The sequence below is a fragment of the Halopseudomonas sp. Lyrl_26 genome, assembly GCF_051948695.1.
Classification (GTDB): Bacteria; Pseudomonadota; Gammaproteobacteria; order Pseudomonadales; family Pseudomonadaceae; genus Halopseudomonas; species Halopseudomonas formosensis.
Genome location: NZ_JAYJLH010000009.1, coordinates 25279 through 39471, shown reverse-complemented (window position 1 = coordinate 39471; position 14193 = coordinate 25279). Strand labels below are relative to the sequence as shown.

16 protein-coding genes are annotated in these 14193 nt (G+C 64.6%); 13 read left to right on the top strand and 3 right to left on the bottom strand.

Going from position 1 to position 14193, the window contains the following annotated elements; translation table 11 throughout:
* Nucleotides 1-22 precede the first annotated feature (22 nt).
* The 3 genes from VF673_RS11405 (at nucleotide 23) to VF673_RS11395 (ending at nucleotide 2541) form a co-directional block, all read left to right on the top strand.
* On the top strand, nucleotides 23-415 hold the full coding sequence (locus VF673_RS11405; protein ID WP_440292021.1) for a YkvA family protein: 393 nt from the start codon (nucleotides 23-25) through the stop codon (nucleotides 413-415).
* Nucleotides 416-562: 147 nt separating this feature from the next.
* On the top strand, nucleotides 563-1873 hold the full coding sequence (locus VF673_RS11400; RefSeq protein ID WP_440292020.1) for an OprD family porin: 1311 nt from the start codon (nucleotides 563-565) through the stop codon (nucleotides 1871-1873).
* Nucleotides 1874-1959: 86 nt separating this feature from the next.
* On the top strand, nucleotides 1960-2541 hold the full coding sequence (locus VF673_RS11395; protein ID WP_090536789.1) for an RBBP9/YdeN family alpha/beta hydrolase: 582 nt from the start codon (nucleotides 1960-1962) through the stop codon (nucleotides 2539-2541).
* A gap of 481 nt (nucleotides 2542-3022) precedes the next feature.
* Here the strand turns inward: VF673_RS11395 and VF673_RS11390 are convergent, their stop codons facing one another.
* On the bottom strand, nucleotides 3023-4261 hold the full coding sequence (locus VF673_RS11390) for an acyl-CoA dehydrogenase family protein (RefSeq protein WP_440292019.1): 1239 nt from the start codon (nucleotides 4259-4261) through the stop codon (nucleotides 3023-3025).
* Entirely contained in the window at nucleotides 4261-5241 is a 981-nt protein-coding gene (locus tag VF673_RS11385) for an aliphatic sulfonate ABC transporter substrate-binding protein (protein ID WP_440292018.1), read from the bottom strand. Before VF673_RS11385 ends, VF673_RS11390 begins: the two co-directional genes overlap by 1 nt.
* A 282-nt stretch (nucleotides 5242-5523) precedes the next feature.
* On the opposite strand from VF673_RS11385, the gene VF673_RS11380 reads away from it, so the two are divergent.
* The 10 genes from VF673_RS11380 to VF673_RS11335 all read left to right on the top strand — a co-directional run bounded on the left by VF673_RS11380 (nucleotide 5524) and on the right by VF673_RS11335 (nucleotide 13636).
* Nucleotides 5524-6171 (top strand): peroxiredoxin, encoded by a 648-nt coding sequence (locus VF673_RS11380; protein ID WP_440292017.1) that lies wholly within the window; start codon nucleotides 5524-5526, stop codon nucleotides 6169-6171.
* A 115-nt stretch (nucleotides 6172-6286) separates the two neighbouring features.
* Nucleotides 6287-7258 (top strand): aliphatic sulfonate ABC transporter substrate-binding protein, encoded by a 972-nt coding sequence (locus VF673_RS11375; RefSeq protein WP_440292016.1) that lies wholly within the window; start codon nucleotides 6287-6289, stop codon nucleotides 7256-7258.
* A complete protein-coding gene (locus VF673_RS11370) occupies nucleotides 7255-8091 on the top strand; it encodes an ABC transporter permease (protein WP_440292015.1) in 837 nt (278 codons plus the stop codon). Before VF673_RS11375 ends, VF673_RS11370 begins: the two co-directional genes overlap by 4 nt.
* Nucleotides 8088-8816 carry an ABC transporter ATP-binding protein gene (locus tag VF673_RS11365; RefSeq protein ID WP_273123690.1) on the top strand — a complete coding sequence of 243 codons (729 nt, stop codon included), beginning with the start codon at nucleotides 8088-8090 and terminating at the stop codon, nucleotides 8814-8816. The genes VF673_RS11370 and VF673_RS11365 overlap by 4 nt, the downstream gene beginning before the upstream one ends.
* Nucleotides 8817-8937: 121 nt before the next feature.
* Nucleotides 8938-9522 (top strand): NADPH-dependent FMN reductase, encoded by a 585-nt coding sequence (gene ssuE / locus VF673_RS11360; RefSeq protein ID WP_440292014.1) that lies wholly within the window; start codon nucleotides 8938-8940, stop codon nucleotides 9520-9522.
* Nucleotides 9523-9610: 88 nt separating this feature from the next.
* Nucleotides 9611-10573 carry a sulfonate ABC transporter substrate-binding protein gene (locus VF673_RS11355; RefSeq protein ID WP_440292013.1) on the top strand — a complete coding sequence of 321 codons (963 nt, stop codon included), beginning with the start codon at nucleotides 9611-9613 and terminating at the stop codon, nucleotides 10571-10573.
* A gap of 78 nt (nucleotides 10574-10651) precedes the next feature.
* On the top strand, nucleotides 10652-11797 hold the full coding sequence (gene ssuD, locus VF673_RS11350; RefSeq protein ID WP_440292012.1) for an FMNH2-dependent alkanesulfonate monooxygenase: 1146 nt from the start codon (nucleotides 10652-10654) through the stop codon (nucleotides 11795-11797).
* 10 nt (nucleotides 11798-11807) lie between these two features.
* The gene (gene ssuC, locus VF673_RS11345; protein WP_440292011.1) at nucleotides 11808-12596 is read left to right on the top strand and encodes an aliphatic sulfonate ABC transporter permease SsuC; all 789 of its coding nucleotides are present in this window, start codon (nucleotides 11808-11810) and stop codon (nucleotides 12594-12596) included.
* Nucleotides 12593-13396, top strand: a complete 804-nt coding sequence (gene ssuB / locus VF673_RS11340; RefSeq protein WP_440292010.1) for an aliphatic sulfonates ABC transporter ATP-binding protein — start codon at nucleotides 12593-12595, stop codon at nucleotides 13394-13396. Before ssuC ends, ssuB begins: the two co-directional genes overlap by 4 nt.
* Nucleotides 13397-13420: 24 nt before the next feature.
* Nucleotides 13421-13636 (top strand): TOBE domain-containing protein, encoded by a 216-nt coding sequence (locus tag VF673_RS11335; RefSeq protein WP_090536768.1) that lies wholly within the window; start codon nucleotides 13421-13423, stop codon nucleotides 13634-13636.
* A 113-nt stretch (nucleotides 13637-13749) separates the two neighbouring features.
* On the opposite strand, the gene VF673_RS11330 is transcribed toward VF673_RS11335, so the two are convergent.
* Entirely contained in the window at nucleotides 13750-14193 is a 444-nt protein-coding gene (locus VF673_RS11330) for a regulatory protein RecX (RefSeq protein ID WP_440292009.1), read from the bottom strand.

Here is a 14193-nt window from a genome sequence, read left to right as displayed (position 1 = left end):
CAGTCACCCCAGGAGAGCTGCCATGCAAGACCCCAATCAGCGCTACGCCCGCACCTACAGCGAATCGGGACTGCGACGCAAACTTGCCCTCTATGCCCGCGCCGCGGGCGAAGAGGTGGTGGAGAAGGTACTCTGGCTGTTCTACGCCGCCCAGAGCCCAGCCACGCCGCGCTGGGCGAAGACGGCCATCTACGGCGCACTGGGTTACTTCATCTTCCCCCTGGACGCCATTCCCGATCTGGCGCCTATGGTCGGCTATACCGATGACCTGGGCGTACTGGCCGCCGCTCTGACCACAGTCGCCTTCTACATCAACGATGACATCAAGGCACGGACCCGGGTGCAGATGGAAAAGTGGTTCGGCCCCCGCACCACGGAAACGGGAACTGAAGTCGAGCAGGTCCGGGCGCAATAATAACCAAATCGAATCAACACATTCATTTTTATTCTTTTTTAAAAATACAGCCTTCGTTTATTTTATCCCCACTGTCAGCGCGCCACTCGACCACGCAGAGCCGGATGACACACCCATGACCACACGGATGAACAAACGGAGCACATCATGCAACACACTCTGCTGGCCAGCGCCATCGCCCTCGGACTGCTGTCCACCCTGCCCACCCTGGCCCAGGCCGGTGAGGGATTCGTCGAGGGTGCCAGTGCCACCCTCAGCGCCCGCAACTTCTACTTCAACCAGGACAATCGCAGTGGCGCCGCCTCCCCCTCGAAGAGCGAGGAGTGGGGCCAGGGCTTCCTGCTCAACTTCCAGTCCGGTTATACCGCAGGTCCGGTCGGCTTCGGGCTGGACGCCCTGGGCCAGGTTGGTATCCGCCTGGATTCGGGCGGCCGCACCACCAAGGCCGACCGTGACCGCAACCCGGGTGCCCTCTTCCCGCTGGAGGACGACGGCAGCGCGGTCAGCAATTTCAGCCGCATCGACTTCACCGGCAAGGCCCGTATCGGCAAAACCGAACTGCGCCTCGGTGCCCTGCAACCCAAACTGCCGGTGCTGACCTTCAACGACGGCCGCCTGCTGCCGCAGACATTCCGTGGCGGTCAGCTGACCTCCCGGGACATCCAGGGCCTGACCCTGAATCTGGGCCAGATCGAGAGGGCCAGCGGTCGCGCCTCGACCGATTACGAAGGGCTGACCATTGCCGGCGGTACCGAGCGGGTCAATCAGTTCCGTTTTGCCGGCGGTGACTACCAGCTGACCGACAACCTGATCACCAGCTACTACTTTGCCGAGCTGGAAGACTACTACCGCCAGCACTTCCTCGGACTGGTCCATAACATCGGCCTGGGCAATGGCAAGCTGCATACAGATCTGCGCGCCTTCGACAGCAATGCCCACGGCGCCAACGATGACGGCCAAGCAGGCTACGGCGCTGCCGGCTTCCAGAACGACGGCCGGGTCGACAACCGAGCCCTCAGCGCCCTGTTCACCTACAGCCTGAGCGGGCACAGCCTGGGGCTCGGCTACCAGCACCTGAGCGGCGACAGCCATTTCCCCTTCGTCAACAACGGTGATGGCGCCACTGCCTACTTGATCACTGACTCGCAGATCGCCAAGTTCCAGCGGGCCGGCGAGAAGACCTGGCTGGCACGCTATGCCTATGACTTCGCCAAAGCCGGCGTTCCCGGCCTGAAGGCCAGCGCCACCTACCTGCGTGGCGATGACGTCAAGGCCGCCGTGTCCGGCGCTGATCATGAGTGGGAGCGGGATCTGCGGGTCGACTACCGCATCCAGAACGGCTGGCTGAAGAACCTCGACCTGTCCCTGCGCCATGCCAGCCTGCGCAGCGACGTGGCCGGCCAACGGGATCAGGACGAGCTGCGCGCCATCGCCAGCTACACCTTCACCCTGCTGTGATCCGGACGGGCCCTCTGGGCCCGTTTTCACCTGGCGGGCAGTTGACCTGCCCGCCACCCTGAATCCCCCCATCGCAGGAGATCATGATGACCACAGCTTCCCCCCGATACCTGATCCTGCCCGGATGGCAGGGCTCCGGCCGATACCACTGGCAGAGCCACTGGCAACGCCTGCTGCCCGGCGCCCAGCGCGTCGAGCAGGCCGATTGGCATCTGCCGCGGCGCGCCGACTGGGTCAATGCCCTGGATCGTTGCATCGCCGCGCAGCCTGGTCCGGTGATACTCATTGCCCACAGCCTGGGCTGCATTACCGTAGCGCACTGGGCTGCCCAGGCGACACCGGCCCTGCGCGCCAGGGTCCAGGGCGCGCTGCTGGTGGCGCCGGCGGACGTGGAGCGTGACGGCTGCCCTGCCCCGCTGCAGAACTTCGCCCCCATCCCCCGACAGCCGCTGGGCTTTGCCAGTCTGGTGATCGGCTCCACCAACGACCGTGCCGCCAGTGCCGGGCGCGCACTGACCCTGGCCGACAGCTGGGCCAGCCAGGCGATCATCCTCGAGCAGGCCGGGCACATCAACACCGAGGCAGGCTATACCCGCTGGGAAGAGGGCTTTGCCTATCTCTATCAACTGCAGAACCTGATCGAAAAACAGCAGCGACGGTGGGCCTGAATAAAATCGGCCCACCGGCTCTGCGCCATCACTGATTCAGCAACCGACGCACACCCAACCCGACCAGTAGGCCGAGCAGACAGAACAGGGCAAACACCCAGCCCGACCACAGCCAGCGCCAAGAACAGCGCTCCAGCCGATGGCCGATCGGATTCTGTGTACTCCATTTGTGCCAACCCCATAGTCAAAAGGTTCTTCTCGGAGGCGCAGGTCCCCAAATCGGCGGATCGAACTGTGCCCTTCGCAGCACCTGGTGAAAAAAAATCCCCGGCCGCAGCCGGGGCAAGGAAGGAACAGAAGCCAGCGGTGGTTATCTGCCACCCCAGATGGTGCCGGCGGGATCGGCCGCAGTAACACCCACCACGTTGCCATGCTCGACCGGGGACAATCGTAAGAATGTGTCCGGCACGTACCGCTAGCTCCCGCACTCCTTCGGGAGCGAGCACCCGGCCGCTGGAATGCTGCCGCCCTCTGCGGCAGGTCAGCTGTAGTTGGAGGGAGGTGGGTACTCCCCGGTCAACAGCCAGCGACCTATGTCCTTCTGTTTGTGATCCAGCGGATCGTGCAAGGTGTGCACCCGGACGTTGCGCCAGAAGCGGTCGAAGCCGAATCGGGAGGAGGTCGCCCTCGCGCCCATGGTTTCGAAGATCTCGCTGGTGATATCCAGCGCTACCCGACCGGACAGCAGCTTGGCCTCGGCAATCCAGGTGGCCAGCTCGCCACGCTCGGCCGGGGTGGGCTGGGGCCTGTCCAGCAGTTGCTGCAGGCGTTCCGCCGCCCGCTCGGCAAGGGCGCTGGCGGCATCGAAGCGGGACCACAGCTGACCGAGGCGCAACTGTATGAGCGCATCATTGGTCGGCTTCTCCGCGGTGGAGCCCGGCCAGCTGCGCGCCCGCTCATGGATGTAGTCAACGGCCGCACTCAGGGCGCCGGCGGCGTTGCCCAGGTAGATCTGCACCAGCACCATCTGGGAGACACAGGTACGCAGGGTCGCCCGCGGCGTGCCCAGCCCCTGTTCCAGCAAGTCGCCGGGATCCACATAGACGCCCTCGAAGTGCACTGTGCCGCTGTCGGTCTGGCGCTGGCCGAAGCCATCCCAGTCATCACCGATGAGCAGCCCGTCCCGGCTGGCAGGCAGCGCCAGGAAGACCCGCTCCTGGGAACCGAACTCCACGGGCGCGCTCACCACCAGCGCGTCGGCCCCCAGGGCGCCAGAACAGAACGACTTGCTGCCCAGCAGCAGATAGTGGTCTTCCTCGCGCACCAGCTGCAGGCCGGTATCACGACCATTGGTGGCATTGCCCCAAAACCAGTCCCGTTCGATGGTGTGGGTCAGCCAGTGCTTCTGCTGCTGCTCGCTGCCGAACAGCTGGATGGTGGCCAGCTGCAGATGGTGGAAGGCGAACAGATGCGCCAGCGAGCTGTCCACCGCCGCCAGGTAGCGGGTGATGCGGTAGATTTCCGGCCAGCGACTGCCCTGGCCACCGAACTTGCGGGGTATGCTCAGGTGCAGCAGGCCGCTCTGGCGGAACAGCTGCTTCTCGGCCCGGGCCGAGCCACCCTGCTGATCGCGCTGCACGGCGGTGGCGGCCAGCTGCGCCGCCAGGGTCAGCACTGCCTGGCTGCACTGGCTGTCGTCCAGTGGAAGCACTCTGGGATTGATCACGGGTGCAATGCCGGCCACGCCTGCGGCCGTACGCAATGGGCTCAGGGTCGTCATCACTGCTCCTCGGGTGACCAGATCACCACATCGCTGGCATCCACCCGCACCGGCAACAGACCCTCGACATGGAAGGTGTCGGCAATGCGCTGCTGCTCGGCCAGCCCGTCTGCCTGTACCAGACGCACTTCATAGCTGCGCTTGCGATTGGCGACTTCGACAATTTCGGGCTCCAGACCGCCCCACAGGGGGCCGAGAATCTCTGCCGCCTCACGGGGATTGGCTCGCAGCCACTCGCCACCCTTGCGCAGCTCCTCGAACAGGGTGTTGAGCACCTCCGGGTGCTGTTCGGCGAAGGCGACAGAGCTCAGGTAGTAACGCTGGTAGTCCGCCAGTCCGTCACTGCCATCGGCCAGAACCCGGGGGGCAAGCTGACGCTGGGCACTGGTCAGGAAGGGTTCCCAGACCACCCAGGCATCCACGTTGCGGTTCTCGAAGGCGGCCCGGCCGTCCGCCGGAGTCAGATAGGATGGGCGGATATCAGCGAAACTCAGGCCAGCCTTTTTCAGCGCCTGGATCAGCAGGTAGTGGCTGCCCGCTGCCTTGGTGACAGCCACGCGCTTGCCCTTGAGATCGCCCAGCTCGCGGATATCGGAATCGCCATGGACCAGAATCGCCTGGGCGGTAGGGGACGGCGCTTCCTGGGCGACGTAGACCAGACGGGCGCCGGCGGCCTGGGCGAAGACCGGAACCGTGTCGGCCACATCGGCGGAGAAGTCCACGTTCCCCACGTTCAGCGCCTCAAGCAGCGGCAGGCCGCTGGGGAATTCGTGCCAGGAGACAGTGACGCCCTGCTCGGCCAGTGCCTTCTCCAGTGTTCCCTGACTGCGCAGCAGCGTGGTCAGGGTGGAGGACTTCTGGAAGCCAATGCGGACAGTGGTGTCCGCCAGGGCCGCGCCCCCCAGCAGCAGGCTGGCGGCGGTGAACAGGGTGGCCAGCAGGGTACGCCGGCGGCTTGGAAGGGTGCTATGGGTGTTCATGTGCTCTCTCTGCAAACAAGATGGAGGACCCGCCTCATTGCAGAGCCGGATCGGGAACGTCGGAGGCAAGCCTCAGGTTGTCCGGTGATCCGGTGAGACAAAGCTAAACAATCTAAAAAAAGAACAATAAATAATTTTTTGGAATTAAATTATGCCCACGCTGCTAATTCTTAAATTGAATAATAAAATCACTATTTATTCTTTTTAAGCCTCTAAAATATCGAGCATAGTGCTTCCCATCGCCAAGCGCTTCCGCGCCGGCAACATTCCGGAGAGCACCACATGAGCATAAGACTGGGCGACATCGCCCCCGATTTCGAACAGGATTCCAGTGAAGGTCGTATCCGCTTTCACCAGTGGCTCGGCGACAGCTGGGGCATCCTCTTCTCCCACCCCGCGGACTTCACACCGGTATGCACTACCGAGCTGGGCCTGACCGCCAGACTCAAGGACAGCTTCGTCGAGCGCGGCGTCAAGGTCATCGCCCTGTCGGTGGACCCGGTGCAGTCGCATCTGGAGTGGATCAAGGACATCAACGAGACGCAGAACACCGTCGTCGGTTTCCCGATCATCGCCGACCATGACCGCAGGGTGTCCGAGCTCTACGACCTGATTCACCCCAAAGCCAATGACACCCTGACCGTGCGCTCGCTGTTCATCATCGACCCGCACAAGAAGGTACGCCTGATCATCACCTACCCGGCCAGTACCGGGCGCAACTTCGACGAGATCCTGCGGGTGGTCGATTCCCTGCAGCTGACCGACAACCACAAGGTAGCCACCCCGGCCAACTGGAAGGACGGTGACGATGTAGTGATAGTGCCTTCGCTCAAGGACGAGGACGAAATCCGCCAGCGCTTCCCGGCCGGTTACAAGGCCGTACGCCCCTATCTGCGACTGACGCCCCAGCCGAACCGCAAGGCCAGCTGATACCAAGATGCCACGCTTGCGCCTGGTTGCGACCAGGCGCTCTTTTCAGTGTTACCGCCTGACTTGATCACAAGAAGGAGAAAAGCCATGCCCATAGATGAATAAGGAGATGTCCATGAAACAGCTTCCCTGGCGGCGCCTGTTTGCCGCTGCCCTGGCCGTATTCGCCCCCCTGGGCGCGTCCGCCGCCGGCGATGTCAGCCTCGACTACGCCTACTATTCCCCGCCGAGCCTGGTGATCCGCGATCAGGGCTGGCTGGAAGAACACTTCGCCGAACAGAACCGCAGCGTCAAATGGGTCCTGTCCCGCGGCAGCAACAACTCCCTGGAACTTCTCAACAGCGGCGCCACCCAGTTCGCCCTGACCTCGAGCATCTCGGCCTTTGTCAGCCGGGCCAACGGCCAGCCGGTCAAGACCGTCTACAGCTACCTCTGGGCAGAGCCCAGCGCGCTGGTGGTACCGGCGGACTCCCCCATCCAGTCGGTCGATGACATCCGCGGCAAGCGCGTCGCCGCAACCAAGGGCACGGATCCCTACTTCTTTCTGCTGCGTACCCTAGAGCGCCATGGTCTCGGCTCCCGGGACGTACGCATCGTGCACCTGCAGCATCCCGAGGGTCGCACCGCACTGGAGCAGGGTCGCGTGGATGTCTGGGCCGGACTCGATCCGCACATGGCCGCTTCGGAGGCAGGCGGTGCCCGCTTCGTCTATCGCAATCCGGAATTCGGCCTGGGCGCCTTCCTCAATACCAGCGAACGGGTGCTGAGCGAGGAGCCGGAAACCGTCGAGGCCGTGCTCCGGGCCTATGAGCGGGCACGCCAGTGGATCATCGCCCACCCGGAAGAGACCGCTGACCTGGTCGCCCGGGAAACCGGCTTGCCGGTCGAGGTGATCCGCCTGCAGCTGGCCCGCTATGACTTCAGTCGTCCGATCCCCGGCCACGCCCACCTGGACGCGATCAGGCCGGTCATTCCCCTGCTGCAGGCCGACAACATCCTGCGCGGCACGGCCGACGTCGAGGGCACCCTGGATACCCTGCTGGCAGCCGATATCGCCGAACGCGTGGTTCAGGACGCGGCACCATGAGCAGTCAGGCCCAACCCAAGGCGCTGCAGCAGACCCCGATCGCCGGGTGGTCGGCGGTGCGTCTGCTGCGCTTCACTCCGGTCGGCCTGCTGCTGCCGCTGGCCATCATCGCCCTCCTGGAGCTGAGTGTCAGTCGGGGCTGGGTTCCGGCCTGGCTGATGCCGACGCCCAGCGACCTGCTGATGACCTTCCGCGAGCTGGCGGGCGGGCCGCTGTGGACCCATATATCGGCCAGCTCCCAACGGGTATTGCTGGGTTTCGGCATCGGTGCCGGCCTGGCGGTGCTGATCGGCACCCTGGTAGGCATGAGCCGGCAACTCGAGGCCTGGCTGGATCCCACCTTCCAGGCCCTGCGCGCAGTGCCGGGCCTGGCCTGGGTGCCCCTGCTGCTGATCTGGCTGGGTATCGACGAGGTGTCGAAGGTAACCCTGATCGCCATCGGCTCCTTCTTTCCGGTGTACATGAACATGGTCGCCGGCGTGCGCAACGTCGACCGCAAGCTGGTCGAGGTCGGCACCCAACTCGGCTTCAGCCGCGCGGCGCTGATGAGGCGGATCATGGTGCCGGCAGCCCTGCCCTATCTGTTCACCGGGCTGCGCAACGGGCTGTCGATGGCCTGGCTGTGCGTGGTGGCCGCCGAACTGCTGGCCGCCACCGAGGGCATCGGCTACCTGCTGACCGACGGCCGGGAAGTGTCACGCCCCGATCTGGTGCTGGCCGCCATCATCACCCTGGCCCTGATGGGCAAGCTCACTGACAGCCTGCTCAAGCATCTGGAAAAACGCATGCTGGGCTGGCGGGACAACTTCAATGGCAAGGAGCAGAGCCAATGAGCGCCCTGTTACGCATGAGCAACATCCACAAGTCCTTTGCCGAGCTGACGGTGCTGGAGGACGTCAGCCTGGCGCTGGCACCCGGCGAGATCATCAGCCTGCTGGGACCCAGCGGCTGCGGCAAGAGCACCCTGCTGCGCATCGCCGCCGGACTGGACACCCACTTCCACGGCGCTATGGAGCGCAACCCGCTGCTCGACTTCGGTACCGGGTCGGGCATCGGTGTGGTGTTTCAGGAACCACGCCTGATGCCCTGGCTGAGCGTGGCAGAGAACATCGGCTTCGCCGACGGGCGCCGGGCGGATGAGCGCTGGGTGCGTCAGCTGCTGCGTGACGTCGGTCTGGAGGGCCGGGGTGATGCGCTGCCCAAGCAACTCTCCGGCGGCATGGCCCAGCGCGTGGCCATCGCCCGCGGTCTCTACGGTCGCCCCCAGGTGCTGCTGCTGGACGAACCCTTCAGCGCGGTGGATGCCTTCACCCGGATGAAGCTGCAGGACCTGGTGATCAAGCTGGCCGCCCAGTACGAGATCAGCGTGTTGCTGGTGACCCACGATCTGGATGAGGCGGTGTACCTGAGCGACCGGGTGATCATTCTCGGCGGCCGGCCCAGCCGCATCGTCGCGGAGCTGGATGTGCCACTGGCGCAGCCGCGGGATCGTCGCGCCGCCGAGCTGGCCCTGCTCAAGGGCGAGGCGCTGACAGCCCTGTATCAGCAACCGCGGTAAGCATTTATATCGAAATAGAATTTAAAATGAAAATTGATGATTTAGAGAAATATAAGTCCCTTGGTATGGTTGTCGTCAACAACGGGTCGGCCGGCGCCGGCCGCAATAAGGAACAGGTGTCATGCGGGTTATAACCATTGGTGGAAGTCCCAGCCCACGCTCACGCACCGGGCTGCTGCTGGATCAGGCCAGGCTCTGGCTGGCCCGGCGCGGGGTAGAAAGCATTCATTTTGATATCCACCAGTTCGATCCCGCCGAGCTGCTGGCGGCCCGGTTCGACAGCCCTGCCATCCGGCACTTCAGCGAGCAGGTGAGCCAGGCTGACGGCCTGGTGGTCGGTACGCCGGTGTACAAGGCGTCCTTTGCCGGCGCCCTGAAGGTGCTGCTTGATCTGCTGCCGGAACGCGCCCTGGCGCACAAGGTGGTGCTGCCCATCGCCACCGGCGGCACCCAGGCCCATATGCTGGCGGTGGATTACGCACTCAAGCCGGTACTGGCGGCGCTCAAGGCCCAGGAAACCCTGCAGGGGGTGTTTGCCACCGACAATCTGATCCAGTACGGCGAGCCGGCGCAGTTCGACGAAAGCCTGCTGGAACGTCTTGACGATGCCCTGGAGCATTTCATCGCCGCGCTGGCCAGACGCCCGGCGCCGATCGACCCCAGGGTACTGAATGACCGACTGATCCACGCCCGCTGGAGCATCTAGCCGGACCGGGCACCAAACCGAGCATAACCCGCCTTACTCACCCGCCAACGGGTCAGCAGGCTACCAAACCCATCGCAAGGAGAAGACCATGAACAAGGTCACCCTGCGCCGCGGCTTGGCAGCACTTCTGACCGCTGCCCTGTCCTTCGGCGCTGTTACCCAGGCCAACGCAGCCGATCTGCGCATCGGCTATCAGAAATACGGCACCCTGGTGCTGCTCAAGGCCAATGGCGAACTGGACCGCCGGCTGGCCGAACAGGGCGTGAACGTTCGCTGGATCGAGTTCCCGGCTGGCCCCCAACTGCTGGAGGGGCTGAATGTGGGCGCGGTGGACTTCGGCACCACCGGGGAAACCCCGCCGGTATTTGCCCGGGCCGCCGGTGCGGATCTGCTGTATGTCGCCCATGAACCGCCGGCTCCCACCAGCGAAGCCATTCTGGTACCCAGCGACTCCCCCATCACCTCGGTGGCCGAGCTCAAGGGCAAGCGCATTGCCCTGAACAAGGGTTCCAACGTGCATTACCTGCTGGTCCGTGCGCTGGAGCAGGCCGGCCTGAACATTGACGACATCACGCCCGTCTACCTGCCGCCGGCCGATGCCCGGGCCGCCTTCGAACGCAACAGCGTCGATGCCTGGGTGATCTGGGACCCCTTCCAGTCCGCCGCAGAGCAACAGATCGGGGCCCGCACCCTGGCCAACGGCGAGGGTCTGGTCAGCAACTACCAGTTCTACCTGTCCACCCGCAGCTATGCCCGGGACAACCCCCAGGTGCTGCAAATTCTGCTCGAGGAAATCGAGGCCATCGGCAACTGGACCAGGCACAACCTGGATGAGGCCGTGGCCCAGGTGGCGCCACTGCTCGGCCTGAGCCCGGAGATCACCCGTACCGCGCTGCTGCGCCAGGGCTATGGCCCCCGTCCGCTGAGCCCGGAAGTGATCCGCGCCCAGCAGGACATCGCCGACACCTTCTACCAGCTGAAGCTGATCCCGCGGGAGCTGAACATCAGCGAAGTGGTCTGGGCACCCCCGACCCACACCGCAGCCAACTGAAACGAACCGGGCACTGCGCCGCCTCCGCAGGGTCAGTGCCGCTACTGATCACACCCCAGTCATTCAAGGAGACCACTCATGAGTCTGAACATTTTCTGGTTCCTGCCCACCCACGGCGACAGTCGCTATCTGGGCACCACCAAGGGCGCCCGCGCCGTAGACCACAGCTATCTGCAGCAGATCGCCCAGGCCGCCGACAAGCTCGGCTACGGCGGCGTGCTCATCCCCACCGGCCGCTCCTGCGAGGACTCCTGGCTGGTAGCCGCTTCGTTGATTCCGGTGACCCAGCGTCTCAAGTTCCTGGTGGCGCTGCGCCCCGGGGTCATTTCCCCTACCGTCGCCGCCCGCCAGGCCGCCACCCTGGACCGTCTGTCCAATGGCCGCGCCCTTTTCAACCTGGTCACCGGCGGTGATCCGGACGAGCTGGCCGGTGATGGGCTGAACCTGAGTCACGCCGAACGCTACGAAGCCTCGGTGGAATTCACCCGCATCTGGCGTCGGGTACTGGAGGGCGAGACCGTCGACTATGACGGCAAGCACATCCAGGTCAAGGGCGCCAAGCTGCTGTTCCCGCCGGTACAGCAGCCCCGTCCGCCGCTGTACTTCGGAGGCTCCTCCGATGCGGCCCAGGATCTGGCAGCCGAACAGGTCGAACTCTACCTGACCTGGGGCGAGCCCCCTGCGGCGGTACGCGAGAAGATCGAACAGGTGCGCGAGAAGGCCGCCCGCCAGGGTCGCCAGGTCCGCTTCGGCATTCGACTGCATGTGATAGTGCGCGAGAACAACGAGGAAGCCTGGGCGGCGGCAGATCAGCTCATTTCCCACCTGGACGATGACACCATCGCCCGAGCGCAGGCCTCCCTGGCGCGTTTCGACTCGGTGGGCCAGCAGCGCATGGCCGCCCTGCACGGCGGCAGCAAGGACAACCTGGAAGTCAGCCCCAACCTCTGGGCCGGCGTCGGCCTGGTGCGCGGCGGTGCCGGCACCGCCCTGGTGGGCGACGGTCCAACCGTGGCGGCACGCATACAGGAATATGCGGATCTGGGTATCGATACCTTCATCTTCTCCGGATACCCGCACCTGGAGGAGTCCTATCGGGTGGCAGAGCTGCTGTTCCCCCATCTGGATCTGGCTCGCCCGGAGGAGCCGCAGGGCAAGCAGTTCATCAGCCCCTTTGGCGAGATGATCGCCAATGACATCCTGCCCGCCGCAGCCCAGAGCTGAGGGAACGGCCATGCACGCAACACGACAACAACTATTGCAGCGGCTGGCACCCTGGCTGCTGCCCAGTCTGCTGCTGGCAGCCTGGCAGCTGGCGGTGACCAGCGGCCTGCTGTCCAGTCGCATCCTGCCGGCACCCAGTGCCGTGGTGCTGGCCGGCTGGAACCTGATCAGCAGCGGCGAGATCTGGGAGCATCTGGCGATCAGTACCTGGCGGGCCTTTGTCGGACTGGCCATCGGCGGCGGTCTGGGGCTGCTGCTGGGGTTCATCTCCGGCCTGTCACGCTGGGGTGAACGCCTGCTCGACAGCTCGGTACAGATGATCCGCAACGTGCCGCACCTGGCGCTGATACCGCTGGTGATCCTGTGGTTCGGCATCGACGAGAGCGCCAAGATCTTCCTGGTGGCACTGGGCACCCTGTTCCCGATCTACCTCAATACCTACCACGGCATCCGCAACGTGGATGCCGGGCTGGTGGAAATGGCGCGCAGCTACGGACTCTCGGGTTTTGCCCTGTTCCGCCAGGTGATACTGCCCGGAGCCCTGCCGTCGATCCTGGTGGGCCTGCGCTTTGCCCTGGGCTTCATGTGGCTGACGCTGATCGTCGCCGAAACCATTTCCGCCAGTGCCGGCATCGGCTACCTGGCGATGAATGCCCGGGAGTTCCTGCAGACCGATGTGGTGGTACTGGCCATAGTGCTCTATGCCCTGCTCGGCAAACTCGCCGATGTGGCCGCCCGCTTTCTCGAGCGCGTCTGGCTGCGCTGGCACCCGGCCTATCAGAAAGGAGGCAAGGCATGACGGCCCAGCAACCCCCACGCAACGCCAGCGGTATCGCCCTGTCGCTGCACGGACTGAACAAGACCTTCGGACAGTTGCAGGTACTGCGCGCCCTGGATCTGGAAGTGCCCGCCGGGCAGTTCATCGCCGTGGTAGGCCGCAGCGGCTGCGGCAAGAGCACCCTGCTGCGCCTGCTGGCCGGTCTGGATCAGCCCACCAGCGGTGAGCTGCTGGCCGCCGGACAGCCCCTGAAGGACAACCGCGATACGCGCCTGATGTTCCAGGATGCCCGGCTGCTGCCCTGGAAGAAGGTGATAGATAACGTCGGTCTGGGCCTGACCGGCAACTGGCGCGAGCGCGCACTGGAGGCGCTGGCTGCGGTGGGTCTGTCGGACAAGGCCGATCAATGGCCGGCCACCCTCTCCGGTGGGCAGAAGCAGCGCGTGGCCCTGGCCCGGGCGCTGATCCACCAGCCGCGTCTGCTGCTGCTCGACGAACCCCTGGGCGCGCTGGATGCCCTGACCCGGATCGAGATGCAGCAGCTGATCGAGAAACTCTGGCGCCAGCATGGCTTCACCGTGCTGCTGGTCACCCACGATGTCGCCGAGGCAGTCGCCGTGGCCGACAGGGTCATTCTCATCGAACAGGGCCGCATCGGCCTGGACCTGACGGTGGATGTCGCCAGGCCACGCTCGCACGGCTCCTTCCAGCTCGCGGAGCTGGAATCCCGGGTACTGGAACGGGTACTGGCCAATCCGGCCAGCCCCGAGCGCCCGGAAAAAATCAACCCCCTGCCCACGCAGCTGCGCTGGGCACTCTGAACACAACCCCCAAGAGGAAACAGCATGACCATTCAGGCAATCAACGTACGCAACCAGTTCAAGGGCCAGATCCGCGAGATCATCCGGGGCGATGTGCTGTCGGAAATCGACGTGCAGACCGCCGCCGGTATTGTCACCTCGGTGATCACCACCCGCTCGGTGGATGAGCTCGCTCTGCAGGTAGGCTCGGAGGTGATCGCCTTCGTCAAATCCACGGAGGTATCCATCGCCAAGCTGTGAACAAGGGGCGCCCCGGACGGGGCGCCATACCCCATCAGCAGCAGCGTTCAGAAGATTTTATATGGTACAGGCGCAACCGCCTGGGAGTAGGTAGTCAGAGATAATGTACGCCGTCAGTCCTGCCAGGACCCGCCGAAACCGCGATACTGCATGAAGCGCAGCTGTTTCGATTTTTCCTTGATATCCGCAGCGGGCCCCTCCGGGAAGCGCCTGGCGAATGCCTGCCGCGCCAGTTCGGACCAGTCCCACTGATCACTGCGCAGGTACCGCTCGATCAGTACTTCGGCCACACCCCGCTGGCGCAGCTCCTCACGCAGACGGACGGGACCGTAGCCCCGCTGACTGCGCGCATGGATATAGGCTTCACAGAAGCGCTCGTCGCTGAGCAACCCCTCTTCCTGCAGACGGTCCAGCTCGATCTCCGCCATCTCCCGAGTTGCCCCGCGCTGACGGAGCTTGCGCAGCATCTCGGCATAGCTGTGCTCCCGCCGCGCCAGCAGATCCAGGGCGGATCTGCGAATGGCCACGGGGGTATCCAGCTGGCTGCGCTTGAACAC

Coding starts and splice junctions, on each gene's coding strand:
- VF673_RS11405 (WP_440292021.1), top strand. CDS start 23: ATGCAAGACCCCAATCAGCGCTACGCCCGCACCTACAGCGAATCGGGA.
- ssuB (WP_440292010.1), top strand. CDS start 12,593: ATGACGGCCCAGCAACCCCCACGCAACGCCAGCGGTATCGCCCTGTCG.
- ssuD (WP_440292012.1), top strand. CDS start 10,652: ATGAGTCTGAACATTTTCTGGTTCCTGCCCACCCACGGCGACAGTCGC.
- ssuE (WP_440292014.1), top strand. CDS start 8,938: ATGCGGGTTATAACCATTGGTGGAAGTCCCAGCCCACGCTCACGCACC.
- VF673_RS11355 (WP_440292013.1), top strand. CDS start 9,611: ATGAACAAGGTCACCCTGCGCCGCGGCTTGGCAGCACTTCTGACCGCT.
- VF673_RS11375 (WP_440292016.1), top strand. CDS start 6,287: ATGAAACAGCTTCCCTGGCGGCGCCTGTTTGCCGCTGCCCTGGCCGTA.
- VF673_RS11385 (WP_440292018.1), bottom strand. CDS start 5,241: ATGAACACCCATAGCACCCTTCCAAGCCGCCGGCGTACCCTGCTGGCC.
- ssuC (WP_440292011.1), top strand. CDS start 11,808: ATGCACGCAACACGACAACAACTATTGCAGCGGCTGGCACCCTGGCTG.
- VF673_RS11335 (WP_090536768.1), top strand. CDS start 13,421: ATGACCATTCAGGCAATCAACGTACGCAACCAGTTCAAGGGCCAGATC.
- VF673_RS11400 (WP_440292020.1), top strand. CDS start 563: ATGCAACACACTCTGCTGGCCAGCGCCATCGCCCTCGGACTGCTGTCC.
- VF673_RS11395 (WP_090536789.1), top strand. CDS start 1,960: ATGACCACAGCTTCCCCCCGATACCTGATCCTGCCCGGATGGCAGGGC.
- VF673_RS11390 (WP_440292019.1), bottom strand. CDS start 4,261: ATGACGACCCTGAGCCCATTGCGTACGGCCGCAGGCGTGGCCGGCATT.
- VF673_RS11365 (WP_273123690.1), top strand. CDS start 8,088: ATGAGCGCCCTGTTACGCATGAGCAACATCCACAAGTCCTTTGCCGAG.
- VF673_RS11380 (WP_440292017.1), top strand. CDS start 5,524: ATGAGCATAAGACTGGGCGACATCGCCCCCGATTTCGAACAGGATTCC.
- VF673_RS11370 (WP_440292015.1), top strand. CDS start 7,255: ATGAGCAGTCAGGCCCAACCCAAGGCGCTGCAGCAGACCCCGATCGCC.